The sequence below is a fragment of the Planococcus sp. ISL-110 genome, from assembly GCF_018613575.1.
Classification (GTDB): domain Bacteria; phylum Bacillota; class Bacilli; order Bacillales_A; family Planococcaceae; genus Planococcus.
The window spans coordinates 134,529-153,403 of sequence record NZ_JAGGPX010000012.1; the positions used below are offsets into that span (position 1 = coordinate 134,529).

Genomic DNA, 18,875 nt, shown 5'->3' on the forward strand with positions numbered 1-18,875 from the left:
GGCACGCAAAAAAGCGAAAGCAAAAAGAATCTTTGCTTTCGCTTTTTCTGATGCTTTTATTTATCTTCTTCAAGTTCGCGCATTTCTTTGTGAGTTTGTGGAAATGCATTAGCCTGCCATTCATCCCGGTAAGCAGAATCCAATTGAGACAAGCCCTGCTCTGAGGAATCTTCTAAAGCGCTGACACTTTCACGCTTATCCACTGTCGAACTGTTGCGCATATCGGTGTCTTCTTCTACACGCACTGTGTTTTTTTCCTGGTATGCCTTATAAACAAAAATTCCAGAGGCCGCTGCAAGTGCGCTGCCGATAAGTGTATTCATTGTAGATTTTTTCATCTGAATCCCTCCAAAAATACATGGTTTTCTTTCACACTTTCTTGTATACCCTATATATGATTTTCTAACTAGCTGTGTGCATTTTTTTATCCGTTCAGGATTTCAATTGCTGCAAAGCCTTTTCTTCTGCTGGAATGCGCACCATAAGAAGCAAAAGCGCATTTGCAACACTGAAGATTAAAGCCGTTCGCCAAGCGTCGAAAATGAGCGGCAATGCGGCAATCTCCATAGCGACGACAAGATAGTTAGGATGCGGCAGCCAGCGGTACGGCCCCTTTTTCACTAGAGCCGCCCCAGGCAGAATGAGGATTTTGGTGTTCCAAAAGCGGCCCAGAGATGCTAAAGCCCAGAAGCGAAGCAGCTGTGCGATAGCAAAAATCACTAGAAAGATTTGCCAGCCGCTCCCGAGCTCTGTTCCAAACGTCCAGGTTTCGAGAAGCAGGGAAAGGAAAAAAAGTACATGAAGCAAGACGATCCATTTATAATGTCCAGCGCCAAATTCGACGGCTCCTTGCTTTCTCATGGCTTTTTCATTGAAACGCGCGTACACCACTTCCAGTAGCCGTTGCAAAATCACAAAACCGATCAATAGATAAAAGAATGTCATCGCACCGAATCTCCCCATTCAAGCCATAGCATTTCCGAACTGAAACCGGGTCCCAAAGCGGTAAGCAACCCCTCTTCTCCGTGCTGCGGTTTCTTTTCCATAAAGTCCTTCAGTACATAGAGCACTGTCGGCGAAGACATGTTGCCGTATTTAGCGAGCACTGCTCTTGAAATGTCCGTCTTGTCAGTTGTCAGATCAAGCGATTTTTCGTATGCGGTCAACACTTTTTTGCCGCCAGGATGAGCAATAAAATGGGTAATATCCGAAGAAGATCTTGAAATTTTCTCTAAAAAGAGATCTACATTGGGCTTCAGCCATTTTTCTATAATTTTCGGGATGTCACGCGAAAAAACTACATGCAGGCCTTCATCTTTGACGTCCCATCCCATGACATCTTCAGAATCCCGCATTAAAGTTGATTGTGTATCTTTGATGTGAAACCCTTCACCCGGCAAGCTTATTTTATCTCCTGTAACCAACGCACAGGCTGCGCCGTCTGCAAACAGGGATGTTCCGATCAAATTGCTTTTTGAGCGATCAGAACGCTGAAAAGTTAAACTGCAAAGTTCCAGGCAAAGAACCACAACGACAGCTTCTGGATAAGCCCGGCAATAGTCGGCCGCACTACTGAGGCCAGATGCACCGCCTGCACAACCAAGTCCCCATAAAGGAATACGCTTCACATGTGGGGGCATCTCCAAGACATTCATGATTCGGGCATCAATCGTCGGTGTGGACATTCCGGAACTTGATACAAAGACAAATGCATCTACATCCGCTTTATCCACTCCTGCCTCTTTCAGACACTTCGCGACAGCTCGACTCCCCATTTTTACTGCTTCCTCTACATACAATCGGTTCTTTTCTTCTAATCCCCGCTCTTCTTCAAACCAATCCAAAGGAGCAGCAAAATAACGGCCTTCGATCTGGCCGTTTCCAAATACCTTTAAAAGTCTTTCAATGTCATCATAATGGCCGCCAAACAAATTTCGGACCACACTGACAATTTCTGTTTGATCCACGTGATAGGGAGCATTTTCCGTAACTACTTTTCGGATCATGGCCATCAGCTTTTCCTCCTCTGTATTGTAATTTCTAATCGTTTTTTCCTGAAACAGCCGTACGGCGGCATGTTGCCCCTTAACGTTCTGCAGTTTTCCTTACAGGAAGATTCCAAAATTCCCGCTGACGAGCTTCCTAATAAACTTATCCCATTGAACCTTGTATACTTAAGGTGAATCGCAAGGAGGGAGCTTATGGTGGTTGACTATCAGATGTTCGGTTGGCACTTGAACAGCTACACTGATTTTTTAAAAGCTTTACAGGAAAAACAGCACCCACTGAGTCCCATTGCACATCGCGGCCTTTGGAATCCTGCTCCTGAAAATTCAATTCCCGCTGTTCAGCGCTGCATTGACCACAAGATTTATTTAATCGAGTTGGACATGCAATTGACTAAAGACGGCCATATTGTTCTTATGCATGACAGTACAGTTGACCGGACGACAAACGGCTCGGGAGAAGTAGACCAACTGACATTAAGGGAAATAAAACAGCTGTCATTAAAAGAATTGAATGGCGGCCCCAATGCTAAAAGCACCAAAGAGAAAGTACCTACTCTTCTCGAGATCCTGCCCATGATCAAGGGAAAAGCCATGATCAATGCAGATAAGGCCTGGGATTTGCGGCATGAACTTTATGAACTCGTTGAGCGCTATGATTTATTTGATGATTTTCTGTTGAAAAGTGATAAGCCCGTAGAGCAGTTGACTGCATTTTTCGATTTGAATCCACGTAACATGGCTTATATGCACAAGCTGAGCGACAAAAACCTTCATCAACTCGATCTGTTGCTGGAGACCATCTCACCGACAGCGATCGAACTTCTTTTTTACACAGAAGATGACGAAGTCGTTTCGGATAAGGTCATTTCCAAGCTAAAGGGCCAAACAAACTTATGGGGCAATGCACTTGATTTTGCTGAAAATGCCCGGCACTCAGATTCCCTGTCCCTATTGGACCCTGATCAAGGGTGGGGTTGGCTTTTAGACCGCGGCATCAGCCTGATTCAAACCAGTTATCCCCTGCAGTTCATGGCTTATGCAGAAAGGAAAATGAAGATAAACGACCCTGCTGAAGATTAAGCCGGGTTCACCGCTTTCAACAATTCCTTCACCTTTTTTCCAACAAGACTTGCTGAAGCCGGATTTTGTCCGGTAACCAAACGCCCGGATTCGATGACACAAGCAGTGAATGGCAGCTGCGCTATTTGAAATAAGGTACCCTGATCCCGTAACGCCTGCTCAAGTGAAAATGGAATATCACTGTACATCCCGATCATCTTTTCCTCCAGATCTGAAAAGCCGGTCACAACATGGCCCGCCAATAGGTTTTGTCCATCGGATAAATGAATGTTCTGCAAAGCGCTCGCTCCGTGGCAAACGGCTGCCACTACACCACCGGTTTCGTAAACAGCCGCCGTCAACTGCTGTAAGCCTGGATGATTAGGAAAATCCACCATCGTGCCATGGCCGCCGGTAAAGTAAATAGCGGCATAGTCCCGGCCTTTCACCTGCTCCGATGTCAGCGGCTTTTTCAACTTATCCATCAGTCCATCCTCTAAATAATACTGGCGTGTCTGCTTATGGACCACACCTTCAATCAGACTTAAGGGATCAATCGGAATCCGGCTGGGGGCGGTGCTGATAATATCCACGTTGAAATCATCTTTAATTTCATGATAAAAATCAGTTAATTCCCTCAGCCAAAGACCTGTTTTCCTGCCTCTTACTCCGACTTTGGCTTCGTTTGTCGCAACAATCAATATTTTCTTCATAACGATCTCCTTTCGCATCGACTTAGCGTATTCCCTCTTTTATTCCCCATCCTTCGAAAAACTACTCTTTAGCCGAATTTCACTCATTATATTATTTTATATAACAATTTATTATTACTTTTTACTTTCTTCTGTGGTAAAATAAGATCAAATAGGGAGGGATGAATTATGAAGACTTTGTTGTCTTTAATCGCAGCTGCCATCCTGATGTTCAGTTCGTTTTTGTCTCCCGCCAAAGCGATTGTTTTGTTCGATGACGTATTTGCCACCCACCCCTTCGCTTTTGAGATCGCTTACCTGTACGAAGAAGGAATCATCAATGGCTATCCTGATGGCACCTTCAGACCAAACGACCCTGTGACCCGGGCTCATGCCGTAGCCATGATTGGACGCGCCTTGAATTTGGATGACACATCCCGCTCCACCGGCTTTAAGGATGTACCGGCAAGCCATCCGTTTTCCGGTTACATCGCATCAGCTGCTGAAGAAGAGATCATTGTCGGTTTTCCGAATAATTATTTCCGTCCAGATTGGACTGTCACCCGTGGCCAAACTGCCGCAATACTGGATAGAGCCTTCTACTTCCCAGAAGCGCCCGATAATGAGTTCCGGGACATGACGGAAAATCATTTCGCATTTGATGCCGTGTCAAGACTTGCCTACCAAGGAGTTGCACGCGGTTATCCGGACAATACCTTCCGTCCTGATATTCCGGTCACACGTGCTCAATTCTCCGCATTTCTGGCACGCACCGTCGAGCCTGCTTTTATTCCTGAAAAACAGGAATTGCTTATGACAGCCAATGAAATTTTGGCTGAGCTGCAGGCTGAGGACTTTGGCGATGTTGCAGCTTATGTAAGCTCCTCTGAGGGTTTGACATTCTGCCCTTACAGCGGAGGCTGCATTGACAATGGCGGCGTTACTTTCACCAAAGCCCAGCTGCCTGGCTTCATGAATGATGCCAATGATTATTTATGGGGTTATCAGGACGGCAGCGGTTTTGAAATCAATTTGACACCTGCTGAATATTACGATGAGTACTTGATGGATGCGACTTATACCGCCAAAGAACGCTATGGACGAACCGTCCAGCCAACTACACATGAATTTATTCACCGCGTGTATCCCGAAGCGACCATTGTCGAGTACTACTTCCCTGGCACAGAGCAATATGACGGGATGGACTGGCAAAGCTTGAATATGGTTTTCGAGAAAAACAGCAATGGCGACTGGGTATTGGTGGCCATTATCAATGACCGTTGGACCATCTAACTCAAAAAAGCAGACAAAGAAAGACCCGGCATTTCATCTGCCGGGTCTTTCTTCGCTTTCCTTTGTTTTTTTCAACAGTAACGTTAAAGCCGTTCCGAATTTCTCGTTATCTTCAGGACGACGTTTTTTCGGTCCTTTCATCCTGCCTCCACCCTGACGGATCTTTTTGGCAACATGCCGGCCGTGGAGCAGCTGCTCAATGTTTTCGTCTGAATAGATGCGGCCATTTTGATCGATCGGAATACCGCGTTTGGCAAGCACCATTGCCGCCAGTCCGTAATCCTGAGTAACGACAATATCCCCTTTGTCGACCCGGTTAACAAGGACGAAATCAACAGCATCCGCCCCTTTTGACACGGTGATGGTTTCCGCGCCCTCCCTGTGCATTTCGTGGGAAGTATCGCAAATCAATATAACCGATAGGCGGTATAATTTAGCCAAATCGATTGTCTGCCCGACGACCGGACAGCCGTCTGCATCAATGAGAATTTTAACCATTACTCTTCTGCCCCTTTCACCATTCTATCCACCAGGTTCTCGGCAGCTCTCCGGTAAAGGTTGCTGGTGTGCACCAATGATGCAATGAGCAATACGCGTTCCAACTCCTCGGAATCTTCGACACCTGCGATTTGTCCGGCAGCCGCTTCCACTTGCTGTTTTAAGGCATCCTCGAAGATTTCCGTGTTGTCCTGTTGGAGATTTAAGTAACTTCGATAAAATTGCTCCAGGTCCAACTCTTTTTGTGCCGCCTTTTCGTTAATGCCATTCAATACCAGCTTGACGTCATTAATCGACAACGCGCTTTTCATCTGATAAATAAGGCTGATCAACATGATGTGGTTGCGGCTGTATTTTTTATTTTGGACCGGATAAAATAATTTTCCTTTGGCGTAATTGTTGATCATGGTTTTGGTCAGGATTTTCTCATCCGGATGCCGTTTCGATTCGGCAAAACTGGATTCGAACAATTGAATGACCTGATCAATATACAGGTCGATCTTTGGAATGTCTTCCGGCAGAATCTGATTATGGAAAGCCATCTCACCGATGATTTCGTTTGCTTTTTCCATGTGTTTCCACGCTCCCTGCAGTATTTCATACTGGCTATTTTACCCCATTATCAAAATTTCTCCAAACTTGACTCTAATAATTAATGCGAGTATCTTTGTATGTAGTTTCAATAACTACATACAATAAGGAGTTGTTTCGCAATGAACACATATATTCGAGAACCCTTTAACGCCCTATCCCATTTAGCGGGCGCTGTATTGTCACTGGCTGCGCTTTTAGCAATGGCCATCAAAGCCGCCTATGCTAATGAACCTGCTTTGCATGTAACAGCTGTCACCATTTTCGGCATCAGCCTGATCTTGTTGTATACGGCTTCCACCATCTACCATTCAGCGATTTCACAGCCTTATATCATTGCGTTCTTGCGAAAACTCGATCACTCGATGATTTTCGCTTTAATTGCAGGTTCCTATGCCCCTTTTTGTCTGATTGCGCTTGGGGGAACACTCGGTTGGACCTTGTTTTCCCTTGTCGCCATTTTAGGGCTGAGCGGCATCTTCTTTAAAATGATCTGGTTTCATGCTCCAAGATGGCTTTCTACGGCAATCTACATTGCCATGGGCTGGATCATTATTTTCGCTGTCGTGCCCCTCGCAGACAGCTTGTCCCTGACCGGTTTGTTGTTACTTGTTGCAGGTGGAATTTCATATACAGTGGGTGGAATCATCTACGGAATAAAACCCGCCTTCCTATCTTCCAAGTATTTGGGCTTCCATGAAATTTTCCACCTCTTCATCCTATTCGGCAGCCTCTGCCATTTCTTATCTGTTTACTTTTATGTTTTGTAAAAAGAAAAGCGCAAGCGGCCATGTAGGTTCGACGGGCATAAGACGCTCTGGCGAAGCGGCATGTTTTCAGCCGCACAGCCAGAGTGGCTTATGACCCAAGGACCTGGCCGCTGGAGTCTGGACAAAAAAGAAAAGCGCAAGCGCCCGTGTAGCTCTGATGGGCATAAGACAGACCAGCAGAGTGGCGTTCTTTGCCACGCCGCTGGGTTGGCTTATGACCCGAAGAGCTGGGCGCTGGAGTCTGGACAAAAGAAAAGCGCAAGCGGCCATGTAGGTTCGACGGGCATAAGACGCTCTGGCGAAGCGGCATATTTTCAGCCGCACAGCCAGAGTGGCTTATGACCCAAGGACCTGGCCGCTGGAGTCTGGACAAAAAAGAAAAGCGCAAGCGCCCGTGTAGCTCTGATGGGCATAAGACAGACCAGCAGAGTGGCGTTCTTTGCCACGCCGCTGGGTTGGCTTATGACCCGAAGAGCTGGGCGCTGGAGTCTGGACAAAAAAAAGCGCAAGCGGCCGTGTAGGTTCGACAGGCATAAGACGCTCTGGCGAAGCGGCATATTTTCAGCCGCACAGCCAGTGTGGCTTATGACCCGAGAATCTGGCTGCTGGAGTCTGGACAAAAAAGAAAAGCGCAAGCGCCCGGAACATTCAAAATAAACTGCCATAATGATATGATAAGGATCAAATCATCCGAAAGGGGCACACTTACTTATGCGAAACTTGGACTCTCAACAAACTGAAATGGCGGCAGTTTTATACGATGCATACAAAACCGGAGAAGCCATCCCGAAAGAGCAGATACCCGCCTCTTTAGAGAAAATCCCGGCATACACAATTCAGCATGCAGTTACTGCCCATAAAACCCGCGGGAAACAGGAAGAATTAAAAGGCTATAAAATCAGCTTAACGAGCAAAGAAACACAAAATCTTTTCCAATCAGAAACTCCGCTATATGGTGCTCTCACCACTTCCGCTTTGTCGGATGGCGTCATTGAGCTTGACTCCTTGTCTTCCCCTTTAATTGAAATCGAATTGATTTTCATTGCCAAGGAAGATTTGGCTGCGGCTGATGATGTCCATGCACTGCTTGAGAAAACCCTGGTCGCCCCTGGCATTGAAGTACCGGATTCCCGCTTTGACGACTGGTTTCCTAAAATCACACTCGGCCAAGTTATCGCAGACAGTGCAGTAGCTGGAAGGATCATTACAGGCTTGCCGCTCGATAATATCCGCTACGACCAACTGGAGAAATTGCCGGGCAATCTGACATTGGACGGTAAAACAATTGCTGCTGGGAATTCCTCCGAAGTGTTGGATCACCCGATCAATGCAGTCAAATGGCTCGTCAACGAGCTGGCTGGGCATGGTTTGGCTGTCAAAAAAGGCATGGCTATTTCATCCGGCACCTTTATTTTGCCGAAACCCTTGGAAAAAGGACTTTATGAGGCCAGCTATGGTGAGATTGGCTCGGTAAGATTGATCGTCAAATAACAAAAAGTGGTGCACAAAGAAATTTGTGCACCACTTTTTCTATTCCGCTATTCTTCCATGAGAAGAATCCTGCTCTTTCGACATCATCCACAGATAGTAAAAGACGATGAGCATGACAAAAATACCAAGCATCAAATACAGATTTGAATAGCCGGCGATTCCTGCAATGATTCCGAGTGAAACCGAACCTACTGCAATTCCGCTATCATACAAAGCGAAAAAGGTTCCTGTGGCATAGCCGCTGCGATGCTTATCAGCCGCCTGAATGGCAAGCGTTTGGAAGCTCGGCAGCAAGGTCCCGTAGCCAAGGCCTACCAATGCCCCCGAAGCCAGCAGCATCCATGAAGATTCCGTAAAACTTAACGAGATAAGCCCTATTCCAAATATAATAATGGAAGGGATGATGACAACGCCAGGCCCCACTGTATCAAACAACCTCCCGGTAAGCGGACGCACAACCAGCATAGCAATGGCATAAACCACAAAGAAAAAGCTCGCTGCTTTGATTAGTCCGATCGACTCCGCATAAACAGAAATAAAGGTCAGGATGCTGGCATAAGCAAACGATATGAAAAAGCCGACACTTGCAATCGGCATGGATTTTTTCTCCAGAAAATCGTTGATCGTCAGTTTATGCTTGTCGTTTTTCATAACCGGCTCTGCTTCCACTTTAACTGCTAGAGCACATAGGAAACCGACCACCATAATGACGGCCAGTACGATAAAAATAATCCGCGCGGGCACATAAGGCTGAAGGGACAATGCGATAAACGGTCCGGCGACTACCGCCAGATTCATAGCGATGCCGTAGTAGCCCAGGCCTTCACCGCGCCGCTCCGGCGGAATGATGTCCGCTGCAATGGCTCCGGCTACGGTCGTGACCAAACTGAACCAGATGCCCTGGAAAAAACGCAGCAGCAAAAGCACTGTAAAACTTCCGACGAACACATAAAGGACTGTACTGACCGTAAACAGGAAGAGAGCAACTATCAATATTTTCTTCTTCCCGAATTTTTCCAGGATCATTCCCGCAAAGAAACGCATGATAATGGCAGAAAGCAAGAAGACGGAGACCGCCACTCCCCCTTCTGTAGCTGTACCACCTAAATCGTTCAGTACATAAAGCGGCATATACGTTAGCAGCGCATAGAAAACTACAAAAATAAAAAACGTGCTGATTGAGATATTAATAAAACTCTTTGTCCAAATGGGTCTTTTTTCAGCCATTCTTTACATCCTTTTCTTCAGAATCCATTATTCCTATTTTTTTCAGCAAAGCAAGCAGCTGTTCCTGCTCTTCATCGGAAAGACCCGAAACCAGTCTTTTCTCTGTTTGCCGAATCCGATTTTCAATAGCCGGCATCTTTTGTTCAGCAAAAAGGGACAGTTGAACAATCCGTTCACGCTTGTCCTTGCCCTCACGTCGAAGGATCCATCCGCTTTTCTCCAGACGGACAATGGTCCTTGTCACAGTTGGTGCCTCAACATTCAAATACTGCCAGATTTCTTTCTGTGTCATCGAACCGAACTGCTTCAGACAAAACAGAATAGACCATTGGGAACTGTACAAATCAAATTCCTTTAAGGTCTCATTCACTTCTGAGATTGATAACCGGGATTTTTGATGGATTTCGTGAAACAATAGTTTTTTCATGGGCTCAACCTCCCACTATACTTACCTAGGTAAATATATGCCGCTTTAGTTTATTTGTAAAGAAATGGATTTCGACTGTCAAAGAAAAAAGCCATTTCCAAATAGGAATGGCTCCTCTTCTTTTATTACACAAGGAAACCTTGTTTTTTTGCATCAAATAATAATTCTTCGCGGAATTTCGGATGTGCGATTGCGACAAGACGCTTTGCGCGCTCTGAAATGGAAACACCGTGTAAACGGGCTACTCCATACTCAGTAACGATATTGTCCACATCATTTTTCCCTGTGGTCACTACAGACCCTGGAGCAAGTGCCAGTTTAATCCGCGACAATGTATCGTCCTTCGCAGTCGATGGCATGCAAATATAACCTTTGCCATTTTCAGCGAATCGGACACCGCGGGCAAAATCAACTTGGCCACCACTTGAAGAATAATACTTGCCACCGACTGTCTCAGACGCACATTGGCCAAACAAATCCACTTCGGTTGTCGAATTGATAGAGACAATATTCTTTTCCTTGGCAATTTCCCTTGGATCGTTGACGATGCTAACCGGCTGGAATTCGACTGCCGGGTTGTTATCGATAAAGTCGTAAAGGTTTTTTGAACCGAAAGCAAAAGTCGCAATAATTTTTCCCGGATTCGTAAACTTCCGTGTTCCATCTACTGCACCTGCAGCTACAAGATTTGCGACGCCGTCCGGCAGCATCTCTGTATGGATTCCTAAATGCCGGTGATCTTTCAACATACTGATAACTGCATTTGGAACGGAACCGATTCCGATCTGCAAAGTATCGCCATCTTGAATATCCTGGATGATCGAAGACGCAATCAGCAAATCCTTATCACTGACTTCCATAATTTTCTCTTCTGAAAGAGCTGCATGATGTTGCACATATCCTGAAATTTGGCTGATATGAATTTGATTGCGGCCATACGTCCGCGGCATCTGGTCATTCACTTCCAGAATGAACGGCACTTTCCCAATAAAATCAGCAATATAGTCGGCCTGTGTCCCCAAAGTAAAATAACCGTGTTCATCCATCGGTGAAGCGACCGTCAAGATCATCGACATCTTGGTGACTTTTTGAAGTATCCTCGGCATTTCGTGGAAATTGTTTGGAACCAGCTCCATCTTCGCCTGCTGGTAGACTTTTCGTGTAGCCCCACTCAGGAAATACGAAACATGCTGCAATTGCTCTATTTCGCCTTGTATGTACGAACGCGAACGCAAAGCCAGCATTTGATGGATTTTCACACCGTCCAGTTGTTCGGCGTTTTCTTCCAATATATCCAGTAAGCGGATTGGTTCCCCATTGGCAATCGGGACAATCAGATCCGCTTTCGAATCGATCAAATCAATGACTTCCTGCGGCGTTAATTCTTTCCCCATTTTGTTGCCTCCCCATTTTGCTTTGTTATGCTACAACTTTACCATATATCATGCAGACCCCATTATTTCCGGAATTTCTGCACTATTCGGACTTTTTGTACAAATAAAAAACCGTCAGCTTTTCTGACGGTTTCGATTTTTCAAGGCAAAAATAACGCCGGCCAAGCCGAATAATGCCATAAGCGCCCATAAGATCACTAAAATAATGGAGCCTATTCCATCAGACCCCTCTAATACAGCAGTCAGCTGCAGAGCGAAGAAAGCCAGGCTGATCAAAGCAATTGCGCCGAAATAAAGGATTCTTGCTTTAAAACTAAAGTTCTTCATCTTCTTGACTCCTTTGGTTTACCGTTTATTTCCCAGCAACGCACGCTGTTACTCTTTGGAATTTAATCTATTACTAGTACCATTCACTTTTCAGAAAGAGTTCAAACGTCAAGATTATGGGTGGCTAAGCTATTTGATGAGAAACTTCGTGCGGCTGTAGCCCTCTTTTGATTTTTCGACTTCTAGTATGGCGGGTATTGCTGCTTTCAGTTCCTGAACATGCGAGATGACTCCAATCATCCGTCCTGATTTTTGCAGATCAATTAAGGTTTCAATCGATTTATTAAGTGATTCCTCATCCAGTGAACCAAATCCTTCATCGATGAACATCGTATCAATCGAGACATTGCCCTGGAAGCTTTGAATGACGTCCGCCATCCCAAGCGCCAGACACAGTGACGCGTTGAATTTTTCCCCACCTGACATTGTCTTCACATCACGCGTCTGCCCCGTATAAGCATCATAGACATCCAAGCCTAGCCCACTTTGTTTGCCACGCGCTTCCTGCCGGTCGCTGCGGATCAAGTGAAATTGGCCATTGGATAAATTCTTCAGCCGTTCATTGGCCGATAGGATGATTTGCTCCAAGTATTCGATTTGCAGGTAGCGCTCAAACGAAATCTTCAAGCCGTTCTGCCCACGGATCATGTCATGGAGGTCCGCAACCCGATTTAAGGTCTTTTCGGCTACCAGCGCTTTTTCGATCACTCCATGAATGCTGTCGATCAAACCCCGTCCGGCTCTTTCAAAATCCCGTGAACGGTTTCGTTCCGCAAGCGCCTGCTCGTAAGCGCCCTTCAGTTCCGCCAGCGCCGTTTCCGCCTGGCTCAAATCTTTTCGGCTTTGTGCTGCCAGCAATTCTTCCAGCTCGCTGACCTGCTGCAGTAAAGTATGGCGGGTTTGGTTGTACTCCAGAATCTCTTTTTTCAAGGCTGTGAACGCGGCGTCCGCCATTTTAGCCTGCTGATAAGCTTCTTCTGAATCAAATGACGATTTTGCCAGGGCTTCCGCAAATTGTTGCTGAGCTCTTTGTCTTTTTTCTGCTATTTCTTCTGCCGTGTCTTTTGCATGCTGGACGGAAACCAAAGCACTTGCCAGCTGTTCTTTCGATTTTTGGAACTGCTCCTGAGCGCTGGTCCAGCTTTGCTCCAACTTTTGCTTACGCGAAGCGGCTTGCTGCTGCTGCTGTTTCAGAACAGGGAGCTCCCGCAGGTTTTCCGGAACTGCAGCCAGTTCGTTTTCAAAAATGGCTGTAGCCGTTTGGTAGGAAGATTGCTGTTGCTGCACTTCTTCCGCCAGTCCACGCTTGCTTTGCTCCAATTGCTCAATCCTGCGGGAACAAACAGCCAATTGCTCTTTCCATTTCCGCAATTCCAGTTTGGCAGCCTGCTGTTCTTTTATTTGCTCTGTTAACCGGAGTTTAGTTTGTTCCAGTCCATGTGACTGCTCTTCTGTCTGCGTCGCATCCAGATCCAGGTTTGCCAGTTCTTTCTCTTTGTTTTCCAGTTGTTCTTGCAAAGCGAATAATTTGGCTGACGCGTTGCGGTATTCTTCGTCCACTCTATCAAAATCGGATTTTGCGGCTTCTACCTGTTCTTTTGAAACCGCCTGTTCTTCGGTTTCCAGCCCGGTTCCCGGATGGTCCAGACTGCCACAGACTGGACAGGCTTCTCCGTCATGCAAATGAGCGGCTAAAATTTGCGCCTGATTGGCAAACCACTGAGTTTCCAGTTGGCGATAAGATAAATCACTTTGTTCAAAGGCCTTCTTTTTCGCTTCTTGGATGGCCTGTTGCTGCTGTCTTTGCTGTTTCAACGAAATGTATTCGCCCACGATCCGGCTTTTTTCAGTAACAGCCGATAGCTTCTGCTGCGTTTCATCAGATGATTCCAGAACAACTTCCAATTCAGCAATTCTTTCATCCAATTGCTGTTTCTCACCTTTTTGGATAATCCATTCTTCTTCACCCTGCTTTAGGCGGTTTTCCGATAGCTGCGCCGCTTTCCCAAGAAGTTCCAGATCTCCTTTTTTACGGTCCAGCTCCTGGATGGCAGGCAGCAGCTTTTCAAGATAGATGACCTGCTCGCGGAGATTGTCCCGTTCGCCTTGAAGTTTCTGTTGTTCAATAAATGCCTGCTCAGCAGAAACTTTTGCTTGTTCAGACTGCTCTTGCTGACGGATTGCAGCTTTCAGCAGCTCGCTTTTCTCATGATCATTGGTGCGCAAATCATGGAACAAGTTCTCAATACCGGCGATATAGCTGGCGCGTTCTGCTAACTGCAAGGCTGTTTCCTTTTCTTTATAGTGCTGTTGCTGCTGTTCAAGACGCTCAAGCTGCTGCTTCTTTGCATCCAGTTCACCAAAGCGGTCATTCCATTTTTTCGCTTCATGATAAGCGGTCATTTTATCGGCATGCAGCTGATAGGCTGTCTGGTATTGCTGTTCATCCAGACTGATCTTTTCCTTGTAATAGTCGGTCTCTTTTTCCAGTCCGGCAAGCACCTGATTGATGTTGACATGTTCCCGTCCCAATACGTCAAAAAGCTCCGAATCACGCTCCGGCAACCAAGAAGTGATGCGATGGATATGGCTGTTCAGTTCATGCTGCTCGCCCTCGAAGATTTTGGCTGCCGCATCTTTTTTTTGTTTGAGGCGCTCGCTGATCAGTTTATATGGTTCTGTCTTGAAGATTTTACGGAGAATCTCTTCTTTATTATCTGTTTCAGACGTCAGCAGCTTACGGAATTCACCTTGCGGAAGCATGACGATCTGGCTGAACTGATTTTGTGTCAGACCAAGAATCTCTTCGATGCGCCGATTGATCTCTGAAACAATCTGTCGTTCAACACATGGCTTTTCCCCATCCCCGATGCGTTCAAAAAACTCATAACGCTCGCCGGTTGCGCTTTTATTGCCTTTTTTCACATGGCCCATTTGGCGCAAAATCCGGTAGGTCGTGCCATGGATTTCAAACTCCATTTCAACACAGGTATGGGTTGCATCATCTGCAAAATCACTTCTTAAATTGCGTGATTCACTGCGGTCGGACCCACTCGCTGAACCGTATAGGGCAAAACAGATGCCATCAAAAATGGTGGTCTTTCCAGAACCGGTGCTGCCCGAAATGACGAACAGCTGGTTTCCCTGCAGATCGGCAAAATCAATTTCTTCGGTGTTTTTATAAGGACCGAATGCGGTCATTTTCAGCTTTAACGGTCTCATGGTTTCACCTCTTCTTTTCCAATCGGTTCCTCATGAAGAAACTCCTGAAGTACATCCTTGAATATTTGGGCTGTTTGGGCTGTCGCTTTTTCGCCTTTCACTTCTTCGTAAAAGGCATGAAACAAGGACAGTGAATCCATTTTCCGGCGTGAACCAGCTGCACTTTGCACCATAGTTCCTGAAAAGTTTTTCCGTTCCACGTGCATGGCATTCGGATAAACAGAACGGACTTTTTCCATCGGGAATAATACAGGTGCGTCATCCAATAAAGTCACGAAGACAAAATCATTACTGATTTCATGGCGCATAATCTCATCAATCGTGCCTTCGACGGTACGCATATTGCGTCTCGGTGAAAACAGCTGCTTCGTTACTGAAACTTCGCCTGCAGCATCCATTTCAACAATATGGAAGCCTTTTTGGTGATGCTCTTCTGAAATCGAATATTTCAAAGGGGATCCCGAGTAACGGATGGTTTCATTCAATACATAATGGGCTTTATGCAAATGGCCGAGCGCTGTGTAATGGAAGCCTTCGAAATGGTGGGCATCCACATGCTCTGCCCCGCCAATCGACAGCGGCCGTTCAGAGTCACTCGTATTTTCTTCCTGTTCACCGTGAGGCGTCACAAAGGCATGTCCTACAAAAACATGGCGGGCTTGTGGGTCATAAGTAGACTTGATATTTTCTGTGATGGCTTTCATGGCGTCGTTATGGGTGCGGATGGCGTCATCTTCAAACTCATAGCGGACCATCGACGGATCTGTATAAGGAACCAGGTGAAAATGAACTTCCCCAAAGGGATCGTCCAGGACAACCGCTTGATGAGCTTTATGGACATGCCCGGCAATATGGAGTTTATTCATCTTCATCAGCCGGCTGCCAAAATTCAATCTCCCGGGGCTGTCATGGTTTCCTGCCACCGCCAAAACTGGCGTCTTCGATTCCAGCGCGATTTTCGCCAGCACCTCATCCAGCAGATTGACAGCGTCGGTTGGCGGTACTGCCCGATCGTAAAGATCTCCCGCTATGATGACCGCGTCGGGCTGTTCTTCTTTTATGGCATCTATGAATTGCTCCAGCACAAATTGCTGGTCCTCTGTCATGTATATCCCCTGCACCAGCTTGCCTAAATGCCAGTCGGCGGTATGAAAAAACTTCATCGTATTGCTCCTTTCTCGACTTACAAAAGAATATATGTTCGTTCCATTATACACGATACTGACCGCTTGTTTTAATCTTGACTATGTCTTATAATAAGAACAAACGTTCTCATTATGAAGGAGGGTTACTCATGAAAGCACAAATTCTAAAGGCTTTTAAATACCAGCAGCTTGTCGACATGATGTACATCGCCAATGACGGAAGCATCAGCAAACGCCGCATCAAAATTCTGAAGGTCAGTGGAGACTCGTTTCAGGCTTATTGCTTTCTTCGCCATAAAAAACGCACCTTTAAAATAGATAATGTGCTTTCACTGATGCCCGTTATCCACAAAGAGAGCCAGATCATATAAGGCCTCTCTCCATTATGATACACTGGAAGAAATATATTTTGGAGGGTGAAATGATGAGATTAACTGTTTATCTTGCTGGAGAAATCCACAGCGCCTGGCGCGAAGAAATCAAGAAAAAATCAGCAGCTTTGGATTTGCCGATTGTTTTTGTCGGTCCGATGGAAATTCACGAACGCTCGGATAATATTGGTGAAGATATTCTCGGTCCACAGTCTGATGCAGTCGCCAAGGATCACGCCGCTTCCAGCTTCAACAACCTGCGCACTGGCGTCCTGATGCACAAAGCCGATTTGGTCATCGCCCTTTTCGGCGAACAGTACAAACAGTGGAATACGGCAATGGATGCCAGCACAGCACTTGCTTCCGGCAAGCCCGTCATACTCATCCGCCCAGAAAAATTGCACCATCCGTTAAAGGAATTGTCACGAAAAGCGAACGCCACAGTTGAAACTTGTGACCAGGCAATCAAAGCCTTGGCTTATATTGTCGAATAAAAAAAGCTACTTTCCCCCTTCTGTCTTTTAAGGTGGAAAGTAGCTTTTTTTCAACTTCCTATATAAGTTGACCTAATGCCCTTCACTGTTTTAGTCCATAATTTATAAAATTAGGGGAAAAGGATAGGGTCACATCGAATTCACTGGATTTGTTAGCGCTGGCGCGTCCACGGGCTGGGTGAAGCGGTGTATGAAATGATGATTCTTAAGTTCAACTTATATATTCAATTATCCTGCAGCATTTCGCTGGCTTCGTCGCCTCCGCCCTTCAGGCGAAGTTATTGCTCCTGCATCGCTTCGCTGGCTTCGTCGCCTCCGCCCTTCAGGCGAAGTTATTGCTCCTGCATCGCTTCGCTGGCTTCGTCGCCTCCGCCCTTCAGGCGAAGTTATTGCTCCTGCATCACTTCGCTGGCTTCGTCGCCTCCGCCCTTCAGGCGAAGTTATTGCTCCTGCATCGCTTCGCTGGCTTCGTCGCAATAAAAAAAGCCCCTAGGGGCTTTTTTTATTGGTACCAGCTTCCGACTATTGGGTAGTCGAATTGTTCGTTGTTTAGCGCTTTGATGATTCCCATAATTGGAATGATGATGCCCATCAATCCGAATACGATCAGCATCGGGATTCCGATAATGAAAACGATCAGCAGGCTGGAGATGAAAATCAGTATGCCTAAAGCAAGCTGGAACAACAACGCTTGGATTGACAGCTTCTTCACTTCTTTGTCTTCTGAAATCAGAAAAACAATCACCGGCACAAGAAACGGAGCAAAAAACGCACTGGCATGGACAAGTATTTTCAAGCCTGTGTTCTCCATCATGTAAACCTCCAATCGAATCTTTCTTATACTTTACTATACGGATGGCCAGTTGAAAAGTTTCGTATTTTTACTGGCTGATGTTTAAAACGACTTTGCCGAATTGGTTGCCAGAAGCTAAATGATCAAAGGCTTCCTGTGCTTGATCCAACGGAAATATTTTGTCGATGATTGGCCGCATTTCATGGGATTCCATATGTGCCAGCATGGCACGCAGTTCTTCCCGGCTTCCCATGGTCGAACCAAATAATTGATATTGTCCATAAAAGAATTTGCGAAGATTGAAATCGACGTTATCTTCTGTAGTGGCTCCAAAAATAACGATTCTGCCGCCCTTTCTCAAGATTTCAAGTGAACGGTTGAAGGTAGCTCCTCCCACACTGTCTATGACGAGATCAATCTTTTCATCAGCTAACTCTTTCAGCCAGTCACTATCGGTGGAGATAGCCAAATCAGCTCCAATATCTTTGGCGTGCTGCTGTTTTTCTTCACTCCTCGAAGTGACAATCACTCTGGCTCCTATATTTTTTGCAAACTGAATCAAGAATGTTGCGACGCCGCTTCCTGCACCTGGAATAAACAAGGTATCCCCTTTTTTCAGTTGCCCTTTTGTAAACAAGGCCCGGTATCCAGTCAATGCCGGCAAAGCTAAACAGCCGGCCTCTTCCCAGTTCAAATAACGTGGTTTCTTTTCCAATTGATCAGCAGGCAAGGCAATTTTTTCAGCAAATGTTCCGTGGTCCGGCATTCCCAGAATATCAAATTCAGGGGGCGGGGCTTCGCTATTTCCATACCAGCGCAAAGCAGGATTGATGATCACTGCATCTCCAGTGGCAAAGTCGATCACATCTGCCCCAACCGACTCTACTACACCTGCGCCATCAGAACCGATGATCAAGGCTTCGGGGTTATCCCCGTAACGCTTGATCAACCCTAAATCCCTGCGATTTACCCCCGCTGCTTTTATGGACACGACAACTTCTCTCGGTTTTGTTTTAGGTTCTTCCATTTCTTTCAGTTTTAATTCACCGGATTCCATTACAAATGCTTTCAC

20 protein-coding genes are annotated in these 18,875 nt (G+C 46.0%); 6 read left to right on the forward strand and 14 right to left on the reverse strand.

The genetic code is table 11. The annotated features are described in order from the left end of the window. Positions 1 to 56 precede the first annotated feature (56 nt). The 3 genes from J7I83_RS08445 to J7I83_RS08455 form a co-directional block, all read right to left on the reverse strand. Positions 57 to 338 carry a hypothetical protein gene (locus J7I83_RS08445; protein ID WP_215100256.1) on the reverse strand — a complete coding sequence of 94 codons (282 nt, stop codon included), beginning with the start codon at positions 336 to 338 and terminating at the stop codon, positions 57 to 59. Between the two features lie 94 nt (positions 339 to 432). Continuing rightward, on the reverse strand, positions 433 to 945 hold the full coding sequence (locus J7I83_RS08450; RefSeq protein ID WP_215100257.1) for an isoprenylcysteine carboxyl methyltransferase family protein: 513 nt from the start codon (positions 943 to 945) through the stop codon (positions 433 to 435). Further along, positions 942 to 2,012: a type III polyketide synthase gene (locus tag J7I83_RS08455; protein ID WP_215100258.1), complete on the reverse strand. Its 1,071-nt coding sequence runs from the start codon at positions 2,010 to 2,012 to the stop codon at positions 942 to 944. Before J7I83_RS08455 ends, J7I83_RS08450 begins: the two co-directional genes overlap by 4 nt. A gap of 189 nt (positions 2,013 to 2,201) precedes the next feature. Here J7I83_RS08455 and J7I83_RS08460 point away from each other — a divergent pair, with 189 nt between their 5' ends. Then, positions 2,202 to 3,089: a glycerophosphodiester phosphodiesterase family protein gene (locus J7I83_RS08460; protein ID WP_215100259.1), complete on the forward strand. Its 888-nt coding sequence runs from the start codon at positions 2,202 to 2,204 to the stop codon at positions 3,087 to 3,089. Here J7I83_RS08460 and J7I83_RS08465 read toward each other — a convergent pair. Continuing rightward, positions 3,086 to 3,781, reverse strand: a complete 696-nt coding sequence (locus J7I83_RS08465) for a type 1 glutamine amidotransferase domain-containing protein (RefSeq protein WP_215100260.1) — start codon at positions 3,779 to 3,781, stop codon at positions 3,086 to 3,088. The two genes, J7I83_RS08460 and J7I83_RS08465, sit on opposite strands and share 4 nt — an antisense overlap. A gap of 168 nt (positions 3,782 to 3,949) precedes the next feature. On the opposite strand from J7I83_RS08465, the gene J7I83_RS08470 reads away from it, so the two are divergent. Next, complete coding sequence (locus J7I83_RS08470; protein WP_215100261.1) at positions 3,950 to 5,053, forward strand: S-layer homology domain-containing protein; 1,104 nt, start codon at positions 3,950 to 3,952, stop codon at positions 5,051 to 5,053. Between the two features lie 33 nt (positions 5,054 to 5,086). Here J7I83_RS08470 and J7I83_RS08475 read toward each other — a convergent pair whose 3' ends face one another. Both J7I83_RS08475 and J7I83_RS08480 read right to left on the reverse strand, forming a co-directional pair. Further along, on the reverse strand, positions 5,087 to 5,551 hold the full coding sequence (locus tag J7I83_RS08475) for a YaiI/YqxD family protein (RefSeq protein ID WP_215100262.1): 465 nt from the start codon (positions 5,549 to 5,551) through the stop codon (positions 5,087 to 5,089). Beyond that, complete coding sequence (locus tag J7I83_RS08480) at positions 5,551 to 6,123, reverse strand: DUF1836 domain-containing protein (RefSeq protein ID WP_215100263.1); 573 nt, start codon at positions 6,121 to 6,123, stop codon at positions 5,551 to 5,553. The genes J7I83_RS08475 and J7I83_RS08480 overlap by 1 nt, the downstream gene beginning before the upstream one ends. 141 nt (positions 6,124 to 6,264) lie before the next feature. Here J7I83_RS08480 and trhA point away from each other — a divergent pair, with 141 nt between their 5' ends. Next, on the forward strand, positions 6,265 to 6,912 hold the full coding sequence (gene trhA, locus J7I83_RS08485; protein WP_215100264.1) for a PAQR family membrane homeostasis protein TrhA: 648 nt from the start codon (positions 6,265 to 6,267) through the stop codon (positions 6,910 to 6,912). A 711-nt stretch (positions 6,913 to 7,623) separates the two neighbouring features. Next, positions 7,624 to 8,403, forward strand: coding sequence for a 2-keto-4-pentenoate hydratase (locus J7I83_RS08490; RefSeq protein WP_215100265.1), 780 nt, complete (start codon positions 7,624 to 7,626; stop codon positions 8,401 to 8,403). A 39-nt stretch (positions 8,404 to 8,442) separates the two neighbouring features. Here the strand turns inward: J7I83_RS08490 and J7I83_RS08495 are convergent, their stop codons facing one another. The 6 genes from J7I83_RS08495 to J7I83_RS08520 all read right to left on the reverse strand — a co-directional run bounded on the left by J7I83_RS08495 (position 8,443) and on the right by J7I83_RS08520 (position 16,163). Next, complete coding sequence (locus tag J7I83_RS08495) at positions 8,443 to 9,630, reverse strand: MFS transporter (protein WP_215100266.1); 1,188 nt, start codon at positions 9,628 to 9,630, stop codon at positions 8,443 to 8,445. Next, positions 9,623 to 10,057: a MarR family winged helix-turn-helix transcriptional regulator gene (locus J7I83_RS08500; protein ID WP_215100267.1), complete on the reverse strand. Its 435-nt coding sequence runs from the start codon at positions 10,055 to 10,057 to the stop codon at positions 9,623 to 9,625. Before J7I83_RS08500 ends, J7I83_RS08495 begins: the two co-directional genes overlap by 8 nt. 125 nt (positions 10,058 to 10,182) lie before the next feature. Further along, positions 10,183 to 11,451: an acetyl-CoA hydrolase/transferase family protein gene (locus tag J7I83_RS08505; protein ID WP_215100268.1), complete on the reverse strand. Its 1,269-nt coding sequence runs from the start codon at positions 11,449 to 11,451 to the stop codon at positions 10,183 to 10,185. Between the two features lie 114 nt (positions 11,452 to 11,565). Continuing rightward, on the reverse strand, positions 11,566 to 11,778 hold the full coding sequence (locus J7I83_RS08510) for a hypothetical protein (protein ID WP_215100269.1): 213 nt from the start codon (positions 11,776 to 11,778) through the stop codon (positions 11,566 to 11,568). 129 nt (positions 11,779 to 11,907) lie between these two features. Then, positions 11,908 to 15,000, reverse strand: coding sequence for an AAA family ATPase (locus J7I83_RS08515; RefSeq protein WP_215100270.1), 3,093 nt, complete (start codon positions 14,998 to 15,000; stop codon positions 11,908 to 11,910). Beyond that, on the reverse strand, positions 14,997 to 16,163 hold the full coding sequence (locus J7I83_RS08520) for an exonuclease SbcCD subunit D (protein ID WP_215100271.1): 1,167 nt from the start codon (positions 16,161 to 16,163) through the stop codon (positions 14,997 to 14,999). The genes J7I83_RS08515 and J7I83_RS08520 overlap by 4 nt, the downstream gene beginning before the upstream one ends. 131 nt (positions 16,164 to 16,294) lie before the next feature. Between J7I83_RS08520 and J7I83_RS08525 the strand changes: the two genes are divergently transcribed. Together J7I83_RS08525 and J7I83_RS08530 are read left to right on the forward strand one after the other, a co-directional pair. Then, positions 16,295 to 16,516: a transcriptional regulator gene (locus tag J7I83_RS08525; RefSeq protein ID WP_215100272.1), complete on the forward strand. Its 222-nt coding sequence runs from the start codon at positions 16,295 to 16,297 to the stop codon at positions 16,514 to 16,516. 53 nt (positions 16,517 to 16,569) lie between these two features. Then, positions 16,570 to 17,010: a YtoQ family protein gene (locus J7I83_RS08530; RefSeq protein WP_215100358.1), complete on the forward strand. Its 441-nt coding sequence runs from the start codon at positions 16,570 to 16,572 to the stop codon at positions 17,008 to 17,010. A gap of 502 nt (positions 17,011 to 17,512) precedes the next feature. Here the strand turns inward: J7I83_RS08530 and J7I83_RS08535 are convergent. Continuing rightward, entirely contained in the window at positions 17,513 to 17,821 is a 309-nt protein-coding gene (locus J7I83_RS08535) for a magnetosome magnetite crystal formation protein family (protein ID WP_215100359.1), read from the reverse strand. A 70-nt stretch (positions 17,822 to 17,891) separates the two neighbouring features. Then, positions 17,892 to 18,875: a zinc-binding dehydrogenase gene (locus J7I83_RS08540; protein ID WP_215100273.1), complete on the reverse strand. Its 984-nt coding sequence runs from the start codon at positions 18,873 to 18,875 to the stop codon at positions 17,892 to 17,894.

Bases quoted from the DNA above. Each gene is read 5' to 3' on its own strand.
- J7I83_RS08530 (WP_215100358.1), top strand. From the start codon at position 16,570: ATGAGATTAACTGTTTATCTTGCTGGAGAAATCCACAGCGCCTGGCGC.
- J7I83_RS08465 (WP_215100260.1), bottom strand. From the start codon at position 3,781: ATGAAGAAAATATTGATTGTTGCGACAAACGAAGCCAAAGTCGGAGTA.
- J7I83_RS08505 (WP_215100268.1), bottom strand. From the start codon at position 11,451: ATGGGGAAAGAATTAACGCCGCAGGAAGTCATTGATTTGATCGATTCG.
- J7I83_RS08445 (WP_215100256.1), bottom strand. From the start codon at position 338: ATGAAAAAATCTACAATGAATACACTTATCGGCAGCGCACTTGCAGCG.
- J7I83_RS08455 (WP_215100258.1), bottom strand. From the start codon at position 2,012: ATGGCCATGATCCGAAAAGTAGTTACGGAAAATGCTCCCTATCACGTG.
- J7I83_RS08480 (WP_215100263.1), bottom strand. From the start codon at position 6,123: ATGGAAAAAGCAAACGAAATCATCGGTGAGATGGCTTTCCATAATCAG.
- J7I83_RS08495 (WP_215100266.1), bottom strand. From the start codon at position 9,630: ATGGCTGAAAAAAGACCCATTTGGACAAAGAGTTTTATTAATATCTCA.
- J7I83_RS08535 (WP_215100359.1), bottom strand. From the start codon at position 17,821: ATGGAGAACACAGGCTTGAAAATACTTGTCCATGCCAGTGCGTTTTTT.
- J7I83_RS08520 (WP_215100271.1), bottom strand. From the start codon at position 16,163: ATGAAGTTTTTTCATACCGCCGACTGGCATTTAGGCAAGCTGGTGCAG.
- J7I83_RS08450 (WP_215100257.1), bottom strand. From the start codon at position 945: ATGACATTCTTTTATCTATTGATCGGTTTTGTGATTTTGCAACGGCTA.
- J7I83_RS08500 (WP_215100267.1), bottom strand. From the start codon at position 10,057: ATGAAAAAACTATTGTTTCACGAAATCCATCAAAAATCCCGGTTATCA.
- J7I83_RS08470 (WP_215100261.1), top strand. From the start codon at position 3,950: ATGAAGACTTTGTTGTCTTTAATCGCAGCTGCCATCCTGATGTTCAGT.
- J7I83_RS08490 (WP_215100265.1), top strand. From the start codon at position 7,624: ATGCGAAACTTGGACTCTCAACAAACTGAAATGGCGGCAGTTTTATAC.
- J7I83_RS08460 (WP_215100259.1), top strand. From the start codon at position 2,202: ATGGTGGTTGACTATCAGATGTTCGGTTGGCACTTGAACAGCTACACT.
- J7I83_RS08525 (WP_215100272.1), top strand. From the start codon at position 16,295: ATGAAAGCACAAATTCTAAAGGCTTTTAAATACCAGCAGCTTGTCGAC.
- J7I83_RS08515 (WP_215100270.1), bottom strand. From the start codon at position 15,000: ATGAGACCGTTAAAGCTGAAAATGACCGCATTCGGTCCTTATAAAAAC.
- J7I83_RS08510 (WP_215100269.1), bottom strand. From the start codon at position 11,778: ATGAAGAACTTTAGTTTTAAAGCAAGAATCCTTTATTTCGGCGCAATT.
- J7I83_RS08475 (WP_215100262.1), bottom strand. From the start codon at position 5,551: ATGGTTAAAATTCTCATTGATGCAGACGGCTGTCCGGTCGTCGGGCAG.
- trhA (WP_215100264.1), top strand. From the start codon at position 6,265: ATGAACACATATATTCGAGAACCCTTTAACGCCCTATCCCATTTAGCG.